Raw genomic sequence first — 17,175 nt, forward strand, 5'->3', positions numbered from 1 at the left:
GGCGGGCGTGGCGGCGGCGTCGACATGACCGCGACGCTAGGGATCCCGCCGCGGGGCGAGACGCGCCGCCCACCGCGACGCGGGCGCGGCGACCGCGCGCACGCCGCGGTAGGCCCACACGACGGCGCGCGAGCGGAGCAGCGCCTGGTGCAGGCGCCACGTCGCGGTCGCGTTGACGTACCCGAGCTCGCCGGCCAGGCGATCGCGCTCGGTCGCGAGCGATGCAGCGCGACTCTCCAGGTGCCTGTGCTGCGCTCGCAGGGTGTCGTGCTCGGTCTGCAGGCGCGCCGCCGCCGCGTGCGCGGCCTGGCCCCGCTCGAGCGCGGCCGCGAGCCGTTCGACTTCGCGCTGGAGCTCGTCACGTTCGGCCGACAGCCGCGCGATCTCGGCAGCGCGGCGATCGCACTCGGTGCGCAGCTCGCCGTCGCGGAAGCGCGGGCCCCAGGCGCGGTAGTACGTCGCGGCTGCGCGACCCTCCTCGACGACATCGGGGCCGCGGCCCGCGTTCTCGGCGACCACCTCGCCGTAGAGCGCGAGGAGCTGGTCGAGCTGCGTCTGCAGGTCGGCGGTTGCGCGAATGCGGGCGGACGCCTTCGCCGCGTCGGCGGCGTCGTAGCGCCCCGCTTCCTCGACGATGAGCGCCGGATCGAGCGCGCGACGGAGCAGCCGGCGCCCGAAGTTGTCGCGACGCAGCCGATCGACGTCGGCGCTCGTCACCATCGCACCGAGCCCGCCGCGGTCGAGCAGGACGACGGCGGCGCCGACGGCCAGGGCCTCGAGCGCGCAGCGCCCCTTGGCGAAGACGAGGTCGTAGGCGCCGAGGACGTCCTCCGGCGCCGGGGTCGGCGCGCCCGCGTCGGCGCCGACGATGTCGAGCGGGAGCTGCATCCGCCGGCAGGCCTCGCGCACGGCGAGCGCGTGCGTGCGCTCGCTCGCGTAGTGGCTGAAGACGAGCGCGCGGCGCGGCCGCGGCGGCAGCGGCCCGCGCGGGCGGAAGCGATCGGTGTCGACCGCGTTCAGCACGATCCGGATGCGCGCCTCCGGCACGCCGTGCTGGAGGGCCAGGCGATCGCGGTTCGCTTCGTCGACCGCGACGTAGCGCAGAATGCGCGGGAAGTGCGGGGCGGCGTCGTGCCAGGCCGTGAAGTCGTGCGAGAAGTAGACGGCGGGCACCCCGGGGAAGCGCTGCAGCGCCATCATCGTCTCGGGATGATGGTGGCCGTGGATCACGTCGGGCGTGGCGCCGACGTCGTCGAGGTCGTCGACCACCGCGACCGTGCGCCGGCGGAGCTCGTCCGCGAGCGGGCCCAGCTCGGGCGAGTACACGATGGGCGTGTGGCCGCGACCGAGGAGTCCCAGCGCCACGTCGCGCACGTTGATCTCGGTGCCGGTGCGGCTCCCGAGCGTGATGTTGGTGATCAGAACCCGCATCGCAGCGCCTCGGCGATCGGCAGGACGTGCTCGCGGAGCCGGACGACACGCGCGTACGCGCCCTCGCTGACGCGCTGCTCGCCGTAGCGTTCGTAGAACGGCTGCTCGTCGCCGGCGACGGTGCCGCCGTCCGCGACGTGTGCGAACGCCTCACAGCGAAACGCCTCCGGCCCGAGCTGGCCGAGCGCGAGCGCGACCTCGGCGTCCAGCGCGACGTAGTTGCGCGCCGCTTCGAGCTTGCGCGCGAGCGCGCCGTCGTCGAGCAGGAGGTCGACGTCGTCCGGTCCCGATTCGGTCCAGGGCCGTGGCGGTCCGACGAGGGGAAAGGCGTAGCTCGCGATCGGCCGGCCGGATCGCTCGCGGGCGCGCCGGACGGCGGCGTCGATCACGAGACGGCAGACGTCGTGGGCCGGGTTGTAGCCCTCGCTGGCGTCGCCGACGACGTAGTCGACGCCGGAGAGCACCACGGTCAGCTCGCCCACGAGATGGCGGAACAGCTCGACGTCGCGCGCCAGCATGGCGTCGTAGATCGCCCGATCGGCCACCGCGCCGAAGATCGCGCCCGGCCTCGCCCCGGCGCGCGCCAGCAGCCGGCGGGTCTCGTGGATCCGCGGCTCGGCGGACGCTCCCGAGCCGTCGGTGAGACAGCACACCGTCGGCGCGCTCATGGCGAGCCAGCCGTGCACGCGCAGCTCGTGCCCGGGGTGGGCGACGACGAGCGCGGCGCGCGGCCCCGGGAATCGACCCGGTGCGAGAGCGTGGGCGGTGGACGGGATGGAGGCGCTTGTACGGCCGCCGCGTTTCGACTGTCAACGGCGCAAATGCGTTCGGTTGCGGGCGATATCCCTGCCTGGTAACCGGACGCGGGCCTCCGATGCTCACCTCGTTGCGAGAGATCATCCGCTATCGGAGCCTGCTGCGCGCCCTCGTCGCCCGCGAGCTGAAGGTCCGCTACAAGCGCTCGTTCTTCGGCATCGCCTGGACCATGCTCCATCCGCTCATGATGATGCTCGTGTTCACGCTCGTGTTCGCCGAGGTGCTGAAGGTGCCGGTCGAGCACTTCACGGTCTTCTTCATGTCGGCCTACCTCCTGTGGAACTTCGTCGCCCAGACGACCTCGTGGTCGGCCGGGGGGCTGCTCGGCTACGCGCCGCTCATGCGCAAGGTGTACGTGCCGAAGGCCGTGTTCGTGATCGCCACGGTCGCCGCCGGGCTCGTGAACCTCGTCATCTCGCTCGTGCCGCTCGCGATCCTCATGCTGGTGGTGCACCACCCGATGCGGCCCTCGCTCGCCTTCCTGCCCGTCTCGATGCTGCTCGCGGCCGTGTTCGCGCTCGGCGTCTCGCTCCTGCTCGCGCCGCTCTCGATCCTGTTCGCCGACATCGTGCCGATCTACCAGATCGTGCTGACGGCCTGGCTCTACCTGACGCCGGTCATGTACACGGTGGAGCTGGTGCCGGCCCGCTATCGCCCGCTGGTCGACTGGAACCCCATGACGTATTTCGTGGAGCTGTTCCGCGCGCCGATCTTCCACGGGCACGTTCCCAGCGCGTCGACGCTCGGCGCCGCCAGCGCCTTCGCGCTCGCCGCGCTCGTGCTGGGATGGACCGTGTTCGACCGCTACAGCGATCGCGTCGCCTACCACGTCTAGGATGGCTCCCGTCAGACCCGCGCCGGAGCGCCCCGTCGTCGACGTGCGCGACGTCACGGTGCGCTACCGCGTGCCACACGAGCGGGTGCCGACCTTCAAGGAGTTCGCGATCCGCTGGATGCGCCGCCGGCTCGTCTACCAGGAGTTCCTCGCGCTCTCGGCGGTGACGTTCTCGATCCGCGGCGGCGAGTCGGTCGGCATCGTCGGCCGCAACGGCGCCGGGAAGACGACGCTCCTGAAGGTCATCGCGCGCGTGCTCCGCCCGAGCCGCGGCACGGTGGCAGTCCGCGGGCGCGTGGCGCCCCTGCTCGAGCTCGGCGCGGGCTTCGACCCCGAGCTGTCGGGGCGCGAGAACGTGTTCCTGAACGGGGCCCTCCTCGGCCGCTCGCGGCGCGAGATGCGGGAGCGCTTCGCGCGCATCGTCGAGTTCGCCGAGCTCGAGGAGTTCATCGACGCGCCCCTGCGCACGTACTCGACCGGCATGGTCGCTCGGCTCGGCTTCGCCGTCGCCACCGACGTCGAGGCGGACGTGCTGCTCCTCGACGAGGTTCTCTCGGTCGGCGACTTCGCCTTCCAGAAGAAGTCGTACGACCGCATCACGTCGTTCCTGGGCGGCGGGGCGACGTTCCTGCTCGTCTCGCACTCGCCCGACGTCGTCCGCCAGCTCTGCCAGCGCGCGATCTGGGTCGAGGGCGGGCGGATCGTCGCCGATGGGCCGGCCGGCGCGGTGATCGACGCGTTCACGGGCGGCGCAGCGCCGGCCGCTCCTCCCGCCGACGCGCTCGCGTCGCACTGAGGGCGGTCAACCGGAGGCTGGCCGCGGTGACGACCCGCTCGACGCGCTCGGGGCGCCCTCGGGAATCGCTTCCGGGGTCTCTCCCAAGACCGCCCGGACGTGGTGGATCCGCCCGTCGTCGGCAAGTGGGATGACCGCCGTCCCGACGGGGAGCCGCACACCGTCGACCTCCACCGACGAGATCCCGCGCGTCGCCCGATCGGGGTTCTCGACGCGGATCGCGTACCGTGCGGAGCGATGTCGAACGGTGACCTCGTAGGACGGCCACGATCGCGGAATGCACGGATCCAGATGCAGGGTCGCACCGCGGAATCGCAGCCCGAGGATCGACTCGGTCGCGGCGCGATACATCCACCCGGCCGAGCCGGTGTACCACGTCCATCCCCCGCGCCCGACGTGCCGGGGCTCGGCGTAGACGTCGGCGGCGACCACGTACGGCTCGACCTTGTACCGTGAGACGCCCGTGCGCGTGTTGGCATGGTTCACGGGGTTCAGCATCGAGAAGAGCTCGACGGCCTTGTCGCCGTCGCCCAACGCAGCGAAGGCCATCACCGACCATGCGGCTGCGTGCGTGTACTGTCCCCCGTTCTCCCGAACGCCAGGCGGGTAGCCCTTCACGTAACCGGGATCGAGCGGCGCACGGTCGAATGGCGGCGTGAAGAGCAGGACCAGCCTCTCGTCCCGGCGGACGAGATGCTCCTCGACCGCCGCCATCGCGCGAGCACCGCGCGCGGGATCGGCGCGTGAGAGCACCGCCCACGACTGCGCGATCGAGTCGATGCGACATTCGACGTTCTCGGCCGACCCGAGAGGCGTCCCGTCGTCGAAGTAGGCCCGGCGGTACCAGTTGCCGTCCCAGGCCTGCTCCTCGAGCGAGCCCTCGAGGGCGCCGGCGTGCTGCCGCCAGCGCGCCGCGCGTCGAAGCTCACCGCGCTCCTCGGCCACGCGAGCGAACTCCCGCAGCGTCGTGTGGAGAAACCAGCCGAGCCAGACGCTCTCGCCGCGCCCCTCGTGGCCGACGCGATTCATCCCGTCGTTCCAGTCGCCGGTGCCGATCAGCGGAAGCCCGTGGCTTCCGCACTCGAGGCTGCGCTCGAGCGCCCGCGCACAATGCTCGAAGAGCGTGGCGTGCTGCTCCGAGACGCGGGGCTGGAAGTAGGACTCGGACTGATCCGGCTCGAGCGGAGCACCTTCGAGGAAGGGGATCACCTCGTCCAGGACCGCGGCGTCGCCGGTGGTCTCGACGTAGTGCACGGCGGCATAGGGCAGCCAGATCGCGTCGTCGGAGATCCTGGTTCGTACGCCGCGGCCCGACGGAGGATGCCACCAGTGCTGCACGTCGCCCTCGACGAACTGGCGGGACGCGGCTCGCAGCAAGTGCTCGCGCGTGACGTCGGGCCTGGTCGCGGTCAGCGCCATCACGTCCTGAAGCTGATCGCGGAAGCCGTAGGCGCCGCCGGCCTGATAGAAGGCCGAGCGTGCCCAGACGCGGCAGACGAGCGTCTGATAGAGGAGCCACCGGTTGACGAGCAGATCCATGGCGCGGTCGGGCGTTCTTACCTGGACCGCCCCGAGAACGTCGTCCCACCGCGCGGTCACCTCGCGGAACGCGCGCTCGAGGTCGGCCGTCCGGTAGCGCGTGACGAGCGCGCGCGCGTCCTCCTTCGTCGCGGCCTCGCCGAGAAGGAACACGATCTCCGCGCTGCCCCCGGCGGGCACCTCGAGCGACGCCCGCAGCGCGGCGCACGGGTCGAGGCCGGCGCCGGTCCGACCGGACAGCCGCTCACCCCGCTCGACCGCGGCGGGACGATCCGGAGCGCCGTGCCGGCCCAGCACCTCGGTGCGATCACAGGTCCACGCCGTCTGTCGTCCCCGGAGGTCGGCGAAGGCGACCCGACTACCGAAGTCCATGCTCCAGGGGTTGCGCGCCAGGAGCGCGCCCGTCGTCTCGTCGAGCTCGGTCACGATGAAAGGCGCGGCGGCGCTGCGCGAGACGCCGAGAACCCACTCGGCATACCCGGTGACGGAGAGGCGCCGCGGGCGGCCCGAGCGGTTCTCGATCCGCAGCCGCGAGATCTTCACCGGGTCGTCCACCGGCACGAACTGCAGCAGGTCGAGGGCGATGCCGTTCGACGCATGCTCGAAGCGGCTGTAGCCCTGCCCGTGGCGCGCGACGTACGGTTGGGCATCTTCACGGATCGGGAGCAGCGTCGGCCCCCACAGCGCGCCGGTCTCGTCGTCGCGGACGTAGAGCGCCTCGCCCGGGGTGTCCCCGACCGGGTCGTTCGACCACGGCGTCAGCTGATTCTCCCGGCTGTTGCTCGACCAGGTGTAGCCGGCACCGGACTCCGAGACCTGAAAGCCGAAGTCGCGGTTCGCGACGACGTTGATCCAGGGCGCCGGCGTCCATTGGCCCTCGCCGAGGAACGTCACGTACTCGCGGCCGTCGTCGGCGAAGCCGCCGAGCCCGTTGAAGAATTCGAGCTCGGGGCGGGCTCTCGGTACGTCCGTCGATGGCGCGGGCCGGGGTGCTTGTCGCGGCGACGGTGGCGGCAATTCCGACCGCTCGGCGCGCATGACCTGCTCCGCGAGCGTCCCATGGCGGCTCAGCAGGACCGCGCGCGCAGCCGTCTGCAGCAGGTCGCGGTCCCTGGGGGACAGCAGATCGCCCCGCAGGATGAAGACGTTGCCTTGCGTCGCCTGCGGATGGCGAACGGTCGACTGACTCGTCCGCACGAGCGCGTCGAGCGCGCCCTGCAGGTCCTGGTCATAGGAAGTGGCCTTCTCGTTGAGGATGACGAGATCGACGGCGAGCCCCTTCAGACGCCAGTACTCGTGGGCGCGCAGGAGCTGGCGGACGATCGCCGTGTCTTCGGGCTCGTCGATCCGGACGAGAACGATCGGGAGGTCGCCCGAGATCCGGTGCGCCCAGAGCGTCGCCGGTCCGGCGGCGTTGCGGCGCAGCACTTCGGCCGACGGACGCAGCGTCGGATCGGAGTACAGGATGCGGTTCGCGAGGTGCTGGAACAGGTGGGCCTCGTCACGCTCGATGCCGAGATGATGGAGTTGCACCTGCGCCTGGGTCCACGCCAGCGTGGTCGCACGCTCGTACGTGCCGGGATCGCGATACTTGTCGGCGAGGGTGAGCGCCTGCTCCCGTGAGGACGCCACGATCGTCGAGAAGACGACCCGGGCGCTGGCGCCCGGTGCGATGCGGACCCGCCGGCGCAGGCTGAAGATCGGATCGAGCACCGCGCCGGTCGTGTCGGAGAGCGGCCGGCCGTCGACGACCGAGATCGGGTTGCGGGTCCCGCGCCCACGGCCGAGGAATCGCCCGCGATCGGTCTCGTGCTGCGTCCCGCCGCCGCGCTGGTCCTCGACGATGGCGACGTGCGCCGCCCACACCTGCGCTTCGCCGCCCGAGCGCGACCTCCGGGTGGCGAGCAGCGCATCGAGCTCGGGGGCCGATTCGGTCTCGATGAAGAGGTTCGAGAATGCCGGGTGCGCCGTGTCGGCCGCCGCCGGCGCCAGCACGAGCTCGGCGTAGGACGTCACCTCGATCTCTCGCGGGCGCGTTCCGAGGTTGGTGAGCGAGAGTCGCCGAATCTCCGCGTCGTCCTCGGGTGAGACGAAGACCTCGAGGGTCGTCGCGATGCTGCCGTCGCGCCGGTGGAACTCCGCGCGGTCCTCGACGAAGGTGACGCCGTACGAATCCGCCTCGACGCAGGTCGGCTGGTAGGTCGCCGACCACACGGCTCCGCTCCTCGTGTCGCGCAGGAAGACATACGTGCCCCAGTGATCGCGCGTGACGTCCTCGTGCCACCGGGTGACCGCGAGACCGGCGCACTGGCTGTAGCCCGATCCCGCGGCCGTCAGCATGACCGCGTAGCGTCCGTTGGAGAGCACGTGCGTGCGCGGCGTCGGGTCGTGCGGCGACCCGAACTGCCGATAGACCGGCTCGACGTACTCGCGCACGTGCGCCGGCGCTCTCACCTCGTCGACCCGGGGGCGCGTCACCATGACGCCCCGCGGGGCACGCTCCTGCAGGAGCAGCTCGGTCGCCTGAATGATGGGCTCGGCGTGAAAGCGTGCGCGCATCGCGCCGGCGCGCAGGACGTTGGTCAGGGCGACCAGCGTCATCCCCTGATGGTGGGCCATGTAGGCGTACACTACGGCCACCTTCGCCCCTTCGGGGAGGCGATCCCGCGTGTAGTCGAGCGCCTCGTAGAACCCGAGAGGTCCCAGGGCGCCAGCGCGTGCGAGCTCGATGAAGTTGCGGGCCGCCGCCCCCGGATCGACCATCGCCGCCAGCCCGGTGGCGTACGGCGCGATGACGAGGTCCTCGCCGAGTCCCCGCTCGAGCCCGAGGCCGGGGACCCCGAAGCTCGAGTACTGATACGTGAGATCGAGATCGCGCACGTTGTAGGCGGACTCGGAGATCCCCCACGGAACGCCGTGCGTGGCGCCGTATGCCACCTGCCGGTGCACCACCAGGCGTGCCGTCTGATCCAGCAGGCTCGCCGGCGGCGACTCCATGACCAGCGCCGGCATGAGGTACTCGAACATCGACCCCGACCAGGACACGAGCGCGGCGCCCAGCTCGACGGGCGTCATGGGCCGCCCGAGCCGGAACCAATGCGACGCCGGGACCTCACCCTTGGCGATGGCGATGAAGCTCGCCAGGCGGGCTTCGGAGGCGAGCAGATCGTACGCCGACGGATCGAGGCTCCCGTCGTTCACGCGGTAGCCGATCGAGAAGACCTTGCGCCTCCCTTCGAAGAGGAACCCGAACTCCATCGCCTCGAACATCTCGTGGGACACGCGACGGAGCTCGCCGAGGCGGCGCTCGAGCGCGAGGGAGGCCGCGGACCCGGGGATACGGGCGTCGAGATCCCGGCGGTGGCTGGCGACCGCTGCGCACGTCGCGCGAGCCCAGACGACCACGCCGGCGTCCTTGCCGTCCCCGCGCTCGGCGGCGAACGCTCGCGCGACGTCGACCAGGGTCTCGGTGAGCGGGCCGAGGACTCCGAGGCGCGCGCCCCAGTCCTCGAGGTCGCCCGGAGAGGGCACGAGCGCCGCCGCGACCGCGTCGATTGCCTCGTCGAGATCCGTCTGCGTGACGGTCTGACTGCGGCGGTCGTCGGGAAGCTGGCTCACCGCCTCGCGCGTGAGCAGCAACGCGTCTTCGATGCCACGCAGTGCCTCGTCGCCATCGACCGGTCGTTCGATCATCTCCCGGCACGCGTTGCCGAGGGCGATCAGGTGACCGGCGAGGTTGCCGCTGTCGACCGTCGACACGTACCGGGGCTCGAGCGGCCGCCGGTCGCGCGTCTCGTACCAGTTGTAGAAGTGGCCTCGAAAGCGCTCGAGGCGCGCCATGCTCGCCAGCGTCCCTTCGAGGCGCTCGACGGTGTCGAGCGTGCCGACCCATCCGAAGTCGCGCGCCGCGATCGTCGACAGGAGGTAGAGGCCCAGGTTGGTGGGAGAGGTCCGGTGCGCCACGACCGCCTTCGGGTCCTCCTGCAGATTGTCGGGCGGCAGGTAGTTGTCGGTCTCTCCGACGAGCGTCTCGAAGAAGCGCCACGTGCGGCGGGCCGTGGCGCGCAGCGTGCGCGCCTCGGGCGCCGAGAGGCGCTGGACGGGATGGCTCTGCGCCGGACGGCTGAGCCACCGGGCTCCGAGGGGAGAGAGGAGCCACAGGACGACGAATGGCGCCGCGAACGGCCAGCGCTCGGGCGCGGCGATCGTCACGAGCACGGCGACCGCGACGGGCAAGGCGACGGCACCGTGCATCCGGCGGTAGGCGCCGCCGAGATCGCGGCCGAGCCGGGCTTTCGCGCGTGCGGCGGTGACCCATTCGAGCATCGTCCGGCGCGTCACCGCGAGGCGAACGAGCGTCCGCCAGATGGCGTCGCTCATGAGCCACGCCTGATGCGCGAGGAACGCGACGTGGCAGCCGAGCTGCGATCCGCCGAGCGCGAGGCTGTGCGCAACCGTCCGGGCGTAAACCCGCTTGGAAACGCCGGCGCGTGGCAGCACGAGGTCGGAGAGTGCCGGCAGCAGCGCCGGCACCGCCATGGCGAGCAGGACGAAACCGGTCCAGACGACCGGTGAGGCGCCCGCGATCGTCCAGCCGGCGACCAGCGTCAGGAGGGTGGCAGGTGCCGAGAGCGTGCGCCGGAGGTTATCGATCATCTTCCAGCGCGCGATCGCCGGAATCCGGGTCGGAATCGTGCCGTGCGCGCGCCCGCGGAGGATCCACGGCAGCAGCTGCCAGTCGCCGCGTGCCCAGCGGTGCTGCCGCGAGGCCGCGACCTCGTAGGACGAAGGGAACTCCTCGAAGAGCTCGACGTCCGTGACGAGCGCGGTCCGGGCAAAGAGGCCCTCGAAGAGATCGTGGCTGAGCAGCGTGTTCTCGGGCGCGCGCCCTGCGAGCGCCGCTTCGAAGGCGTCGACGTCGTAGATGCCCTTGCCGATGTACGAGCCTTCGCCGAACAGGTCTTGGTAGACGTCCGATACCGCCGCCGCGTAGGGATCGACCCCGGCAGGCCCCGAGAAGATGCGCTGGAACCTCGAGCCCTCTCGCTCGGTCGGCAGGGTCGGCGTCACGCGCGGCTGCAGGACGCCGTATCCTTCGACCACGCGACCCAGGCGAGGATCGAACGTCGCACGATTCAGCGGATGCGCGATCGTCCCGACGAGCCGATAGACGGCGGCCCGCGGCAGTCGGGTGTCGGCGTCGAGCGTGACGACGTAGCGGACGCCGGAGGGCGCCGTGGGCGACGCGCCGGCGGTCCCCAGAAAACTCGTGTCGCCCGCTCCGCGGAGAAGACGGTTCAGCTCGTGCAGCTTGCCCCGCTTGCGCTCCCAACCCATCCACTTGCGCTCGCCCGCGTTCCAGACCCGGCGTCGATGCAGCAGGAAGAACCGTTCGCCCTCGCCGTGCTCGAGCGGATACTGCTCGTTGAGACGCCGGATCCCCTCGGACGCCGTGGCGAGGAGCGCGTCGTCGCCCGGCATCGTCTCGGCCGCGGCGTCGGACCAGTCGGACAGCAACGCGAAGCGCAGATCGCCGTCCGGGTTGGCGAGGAAATGGACCTCGAGCCGACCCAGTTGCTCCTCGATGTCGGCGTTGGTCGTCAGCAGGGTCGGCACGACGACCATGGTGCGCAGGTCCGGCGGCACGCCGTCGCGGAGCGCGAGGCGTGGCAGACGTCGCGGACCGACGAGCTCGGTCACCGCTCGGTTGACGAGCGCGACGGCGAGATCGGAGGCCGGCACGAGGGCGAGGCAGCCGAGCACTGCGAGCCACCCGGTCCCCAGGCCGGACCCGTGCGCGTGGACGAGCGGCAGGGCGAGGACCAGCGCGGTGAGGATGGCGATGCTTCCCAGGTAGTTGGCCGTCGCCGCGGACGCATACGCTCGCACGAGCCGCAGCCTCGCGGAAGGCCGGTAGCCGATCTCCTTCTCGAGGAGCGGCCGCCCGCTCGCGATCAGGTAGAAGCCCGGATCCTCCCGCCGATCCCCCGGTCGTATGCCCGCGCCCCCGGCCTCGCGCGCGAAGCGGGCCGCGCAGGCGATCGCGCCGCGCGCGACCTCGAGCTCGGGACGATCCGAGCCGCGCGAGAGATCCTCGATCGCGTGCCGGTACGCGTCCCGGGTCGCGAAGTCCATGGCCGCGTAGTCGCTGGCGGCGCGGAGCGCCTCGTCGACCAGGCTGACGCGCTCGAAGAACTCGGTCCAATCGAACGTCGACATCGTGCGCATGCTGGTGATGACGTTGCGCACCGTGACGTTCATCGCTCCTTGAATCTGGTGCTCGCCGCGAACGACCTCGTCGGCCGACGTCCCGCCCGCCGACAAGCGCTCGTTCAGCCAGGCGAGCGCCGGCGTCAGCTCGGGGTCCTGATTCCGCAGCCGCTGGACGAGCTCGACCGTGAACGCCGTCGGCAGGGGTTGGTCCTCGACACGCCGGAAGGCCGTCGGGTCGGTCGCGTGGCCGCCCGTTCCGAGGAGATCGTCGGCGAGGGCGTCGGCCTCCTGGCGGGCGGCCCGGCTCTTCACCATGTGCTCTGCCAGACGCCGGAGGTTCTCGAGCAGCACCATGCGCAGCGCGATGGGGACAGCCCAGAGCTCGCCGATGGTCAGCGGCTCGACGCGCTGGAACGCGGTGACGAAGCGGCGAAGCGTCTCGGGGTCGACGTGACTGTCGGTATGCGCGACGAACGACCATGCGAGAGCGAACACGCGTGGCTGACCTGCCGACGGACCACCGGCCAGTTTGGGGAGCTGGCGGTAGAAGCCCTCGGGCAGATCGTTGCGAACGTCCCGAAGCCCCTCGTCGACGATGTGGAAGTTGTCGACGAACCATTCCGCGGCCGGAGTGATCGCACCCTCGTTGCGGATGACCTCGGCGATCATCCGGTAGCACCGCAGCAGGACCCGCCCGTTGTCGCGAAGCCGTGACGACAGCGCCGGGGCCTTCGGGGCGGCGGCGGAGGTGGGCTCGGCAGCGAGGCTCTCGGCTTGCTGCTCGAGGCGCTCGACGCCGAGGAGCTCGTCGCGGATCGGCGGCTCGAGCTCCGGGCTCGGCGCCGCCAGGGTGCTCCTCAGCATGGGCGCGCGGGGCGAATCAGAGCTGCTGCCGTGAACAGCGGGCCTCGGCCTCGCGCTGCCCCTCGCGTAGCTCGGCCCAGAAGCGGGCGCGCGCCGCAACGCGACTCTCACCGTCGTGCTCCTTCTTAGCAACGACCGAACCGAACACCCGGCGTCGCAGCCGTCTCCAGTGGTGTCCCAGGACCTGGCGCAAGCCGTTTCGCATCCTACTCCACCTGTTCGAAGTCGGGCGGCCGCCACCCGGCCCCGCGGCAGGCGTCACAGGTCGCGAACACCGTTCGCCGACCGCCCTCGTGGCCGACGAGTCCCCAGGTCTCGCGCCGCACCTCCTGATCGAGTGGATGCGCGTGCCCGACCTCCGTCGGGATGGACTTGCCGCACCCCGCGCACACGGTCCGCAACGAGACGTTGGCCTCGGCGCGAAATGCGCTGCCCTTAGTTGCCAAGACCCGTCTCCCGCGCCCGCTGCAGCAACCGCAGCGGACTCAGCCGCGACGGTCGCGGGACCGACGGCTCGCCTGGGTCCAGCAGGTGGCGGTCGACCGCGACCCAGCGCCGGATCAGCAGATCGCCACAATCGCCCCTGCTCCAGAGGCGACCGCTGATGTGCCGGCGTGGAAGCCAGACACGCTTGCCCCCGATTGCGCAGAACAGCGCTGGGGAAGTGGAGCTGACGACTCTGACGTTGCGAAACGCCACGAGGTCATCGGCGTCGTCCGTGGCCATGCACGATTCTCCTTCCGGAGTCCGCGCCGAGCACACGTGGGGGAGGGACACGGCCCCTGCACGGAACGCGCTGCGGGGCTCAAAACGGGCTCGAGATGCAGAGTATCGGAGGAGTGACGACGGCGCAAGGTGTACGCCCCGGCCCTTGTGCGACGTCGTACGCGGCGGATAACCCGTGGCACACCATGACGGCGTCGGCGACGCGCAAGGACATTCACCTCGGGCGACGCTCGATCCACATGGCGAACGGCGTCGCGATCGCGACGGCCTACGCGTGGCTCTTCACCCACGAGCAGGTGGTGCACATCTTCGGCGTGATCGCGTGCGTGGCGTACATCGTCGACCGCGTGCGGATCCACTACCCCGAGCTGGTGCAGAAGATCCCGCAGGTGAACGCCGCCTTCTTCCGCGCCGAGGAGCAGCTGAAGGAGTCGGCGATGATCCCGTACGCGATCGCGGTGCTCCTCACGATCCTCACCTTCCCGAAGGTGATCGCCTTGATCGCGATCTACACGCTCGCCATCAGCGACCCGCTCTCGGCGGTGGTCGGCATCACGTGGGGACGGCGGCACCTGGTCGCGGACAAGACGATCGAAGGATCGCTCGCGTTTCTCGGCGCGACGTTCGTGGTCGCGGTGGTCGCGCTCTCGACGATGACCGAAGCGCCCGCGACGTCCATCGCCGCGGCGGCGCTGGCGATCGGCCTCGCCGGCGCCGTCCTCGAGATGCTGCCGCTACGGATCGACGACAACCTGACGATTCCGCTGCTGGTGGGGTTCGCGAGCTGGATCGTGTGCTGGTCGCTGTCGATCCCGGTGACGTCGTAGGTCGCGGGGGTCGGGGGTGGGTCCGCGGGTCCCGCTCGCTGGCGCCTCGCGGGTCGCCGCGACGCTGGATGGGTTTGGCGCTACCGAAGGATCTTGCCGCGGCCGGCGGGTCCTGGGCCTGAGAGGATCGAGGCGGCGGCGCCGGGTTCGGGGATGACCAGTTGGGACGCGGCCTGGCGGCGGAGCTCCTGGAGCTCGCGCACGGTATCCTCCAGGGCGAGCTTGGCGGCGGCGCCGAAGGCCTGGACGGCTTCGGCGAGGTTGTTGGCGGCGATCTCGAAGCTCAAGGGGAGCATGCCGCCGGCGGTCAGGATCTGCGTCTGGCCGGCGAAGAGGACGGTACGGCTGGGGTCGGGTGAGCCGTCGCTCTTCACGGGGATCAGCTGGCGGATCGTGCCGATCTTGCGGTCGGTGAAGATCTCCTCCCGATAGAGCTCGGCCGAATCCATCTTGAGGTCGACATCGTCGGCGTCAGCCATCGGGGGGACAGTAGCAGATCCTCGCGGCTATGCACGGCGGGGCGGGGCAACCGGGCCCGGGCCTCCTCCCCTCCCCGCGGGCGCGGTGCGTGCCCGCGTTCGAGGCAGGGGTGCGCGCGCTTCATGCACCGGGTCGGGTGATTCCGGCCGATGTCGCGCTCGGGCGTGGGCCGAGGGGCTGGCACGGGGCTTGCCGGCAAGTTGGTGACCTCGCTGCCGCAACCCACCGGACGCACGATGACGATCGACTGGGAGTCGTACGACCCGAACGGCTTCTACGACGACATGATGACCGGCCCCGGACGTCCCCGGGACGTCGGGCGGGTGGTCGCGCGCCACCTCGCGTCGCTCAGCACCGAGGAGATCCGGTCACGCCAGGAGGCCGCCGAGGCCGCCATCGAGGAGATGGGGATCACGTTCACGGTCTACAGCGAGGGCTCCAACATCGACCGCGCGTGGCCGTTCGACATCATCCCGCGCATCATCTCCGCCCGCGAGTGGGCCCACACCGAGGCGGGGCTCCGCCAGCGCCTGCGAGCGCTCAACCTCTTCATCGGCGACCTCTACGGCGACCAGAAGATCGTGCACGACGGGGTCTTCCCGGCCGAGCTGCTGGCCGGCTCGAAGAACTTCCGCCCGCAGTGCATCGGCATCCGGCCGCCCTTCGGCGCCTGGGCCAACATCTGCGGCTCGGACCTGATCCGCGACCACCACGGCGACTTCTACGTGCTCGAGGACAACCTGCGCGTGCCGTCGGGCGTGTCGTACATGCTCGAGAACCGCATCCTCACCAAGCGCGTCTTCGGCGAGCTGTTCGCCGAGTCGAGCATCCTGCCGGTCGCCGACTACCCGAACCAGCTCTTCGACATGCTGGGATCGATCTCCCCGCGGCCCGGCGACTTCCCCGAGGTCGTGGTCCTCACGCCCGGGATCTACAACTCGGCCTACTTCGAGCACTGCTTCCTCGCCCAGCAGATGGGCGCCGAGCTGGTGGAGGGCTCCGATCTGGTCGTCGGCGACGACGACTGCGTCTACATGCGCACCATCGACGGCCTGCAACGCGTCGACGTGATCTACCGGCGCATCGACGACCTCTTCCTCGACCCGGAGGCCTTCAATCCCGATTCCGCGCTCGGCGTGCGGGGGCTCATGCGCGCCTGGCGCAAGGGCAACGTCGGGCTCGCGAACGCGCCGGGCGCCGGCGTCGCCGACGACAAGGTCGTCTACGCGTTCGTGCCGAAGATCATCAAGTACTACCTCGCCGAGGAGCCGATCCTGCCGAACGTCCCGACGTACGTGTGCCTGTACGACGACGACCGGCAGTACGTGCTCGAGCACCTGCCCGAGCTGGTCGTGAAGCCGGCCAACGAGTCGGGCGGCTACGGCATGCTGATCGGCCCCGCCGCGAGCGCGGCCGTGCACGCGGAGTTCGCGGCGCGCATCGAGGCCGACCCTCGCAACTACATCGCGCAGCCGCTTGTGAAGCTCTCGACCGTCCCGACGGTGGTCGAGGACCACGTCGAGCCCCGGCACGTCGACCTCCGCCCGTTCATCCTGCAGGGCGAGCGCATGTACGTGACGCCGGGCGGCCTCACGCGCGTCGCGCTCCGCCGCGGCTCGACGGTCGTCAACTCCTCGCAGGGTGGCGGCAGCAAGGACACCTGGGTCATCGAGGGCGAGATCTGATGCTGTCGCGCGTCGCCGAGCGGGTCTACTGGATGGGGCGCTACCTGGAGCGCGCCGAGAGCACGGCGCGGCTCGTGAACGCCTACACGACGCAGGTGATGGACCTGCCGGTCGGCGTCGAGCCCGGCTGGAAGCACCTGGTCGACATCACCGGCACCAACGCCCTGTTCGAACAGTCGTACAGCCGCTACGACGAGCGCAGCACGATCGAGTTCCTGGTCGCCGATCCGGACCACGCCGGCTCGATCATGAGCTCGCTCGCGATGGCGCGCGAGAACGTCCGCACGACCCGCGACGTACTGCCGACCGAGGCCTGGGAGCATGCGAACGAGCTCTACCTCTACGCGCGCGCGAACGTCGAGAAGGCGGTCGGCCGCAAGCACCGCTTCTTCTTCCTGAAGAACGTCATCTTCCGCTGCCAGCAGATCGCCGGGCTGCTCGCCGGCACCATGAGTCAGGGGCCCGCGTACGAGTTCGTGTGCATCGGGCGCAACCTCGAGCGCGCCGACATGACGACGCGCATCGTCGACAGCGCGGTGTTCATCCTGATGCCGCGCAAGGCCGAGCCCGGCGAGTACGACAGCATCCTGTGGGTGAACGTGCTGAAGAGCCTGTCGGCCTACCAGATGTATCGCCAGAACGTGCGCAACCGCGTCGTGGCCGAGGAGGTGGTCCGCTTCCTCCTCAAGGATCCGCAGTTCCCGCGCGCGGTCTGCCACACGCTGGCGGCGAGCGCGGCGTCGCTCGCGACGTTCCGGCGCAACGCCGCCGCGCTGCAGAGCCTCGCGCGCGTGCAGGCGCGGGTCGCCGACGCCGACGTCCGTACCATGAGCCTCGACGGGCTCCACCGCCTGATCGACGAGGTGCAGAGCGACCTCGGCGACGTCCACGACCAGATCAGGGCGACGTGGTTCACCCTCGACCAGCCCGCGCAGCTCCAGGTGCAGGCGCAGAGCGCCTGAC

Annotated in this window: 10 protein-coding genes; 5 read left to right on the forward strand and 5 right to left on the reverse strand. The window is 70.9% G+C overall.

Features of this window, described 5'->3' with window-relative positions:
- Nucleotides 1-36: 36 nt before the first annotated feature.
- Together VMS22_04310 and VMS22_04315 are read right to left on the reverse strand one after the other, a co-directional pair.
- Nucleotides 37-1,431 (reverse strand): glycosyltransferase, encoded by a 1,395-nt coding sequence (locus VMS22_04310; GenBank protein HXJ33242.1) that lies wholly within the window; start codon nucleotides 1,429-1,431, stop codon nucleotides 37-39.
- Nucleotides 1,419-2,099: a hypothetical protein gene (locus VMS22_04315; protein HXJ33243.1), complete on the reverse strand. Its 681-nt coding sequence runs from the start codon at nucleotides 2,097-2,099 to the stop codon at nucleotides 1,419-1,421. The genes VMS22_04310 and VMS22_04315 overlap by 13 nt, the downstream gene beginning before the upstream one ends.
- A gap of 206 nt (nucleotides 2,100-2,305) precedes the next feature.
- Here VMS22_04315 and VMS22_04320 point away from each other — a divergent pair, with 206 nt between their 5' ends.
- Nucleotides 2,306-3,082: an ABC transporter permease gene (locus VMS22_04320; protein ID HXJ33244.1), complete on the forward strand. Its 777-nt coding sequence runs from the start codon at nucleotides 2,306-2,308 to the stop codon at nucleotides 3,080-3,082.
- Between the two features lies 1 nt (nucleotide 3,083).
- The gene (locus tag VMS22_04325) at nucleotides 3,084-3,878 is read left to right on the forward strand and encodes an ABC transporter ATP-binding protein (GenBank protein ID HXJ33245.1); all 795 of its coding nucleotides are present in this window, start codon (nucleotides 3,084-3,086) and stop codon (nucleotides 3,876-3,878) included.
- 6 nt (nucleotides 3,879-3,884) lie between these two features.
- On the opposite strand, the gene VMS22_04330 is transcribed toward VMS22_04325, so the two are convergent.
- Together VMS22_04330 and VMS22_04335 are read right to left on the reverse strand one after the other, a co-directional pair.
- Nucleotides 3,885-12,494 (reverse strand): glucoamylase family protein, encoded by an 8,610-nt coding sequence (locus tag VMS22_04330; protein ID HXJ33246.1) that lies wholly within the window; start codon nucleotides 12,492-12,494, stop codon nucleotides 3,885-3,887.
- Between the two features lie 206 nt (nucleotides 12,495-12,700).
- Nucleotides 12,701-12,940, reverse strand: a complete 240-nt coding sequence (locus VMS22_04335; protein HXJ33247.1) for a hypothetical protein — start codon at nucleotides 12,938-12,940, stop codon at nucleotides 12,701-12,703.
- Between the two features lie 465 nt (nucleotides 12,941-13,405).
- Between VMS22_04335 and VMS22_04340 the strand changes: the two genes are divergently transcribed.
- Entirely contained in the window at nucleotides 13,406-14,047 is a 642-nt protein-coding gene (locus VMS22_04340; GenBank protein HXJ33248.1) for a hypothetical protein, read from the forward strand.
- An 80-nt stretch (nucleotides 14,048-14,127) separates the two neighbouring features.
- On the opposite strand, the gene VMS22_04345 is transcribed toward VMS22_04340, so the two are convergent.
- Nucleotides 14,128-14,526, reverse strand: coding sequence for a hypothetical protein (locus tag VMS22_04345; GenBank protein HXJ33249.1), 399 nt, complete (start codon nucleotides 14,524-14,526; stop codon nucleotides 14,128-14,130).
- Between the two features lie 237 nt (nucleotides 14,527-14,763).
- Between VMS22_04345 and VMS22_04350 the strand changes: the two genes are divergently transcribed.
- Entirely contained in the window at nucleotides 14,764-16,212 is a 1,449-nt protein-coding gene (locus VMS22_04350; protein ID HXJ33250.1) for a circularly permuted type 2 ATP-grasp protein, read from the forward strand.
- Entirely contained in the window at nucleotides 16,212-17,174 is a 963-nt protein-coding gene (locus tag VMS22_04355; GenBank protein HXJ33251.1) for an alpha-E domain-containing protein, read from the forward strand. Before VMS22_04350 ends, VMS22_04355 begins: the two co-directional genes overlap by 1 nt.
- The last annotated feature ends 1 nt before the right edge of the window (nucleotide 17,175 follow it).

Source organism: Candidatus Eisenbacteria bacterium, assembly GCA_035577985.1.
Taxonomy (GTDB): Bacteria; Desulfobacterota; Binatia; order DP-6; family DP-6; genus DATJZY01.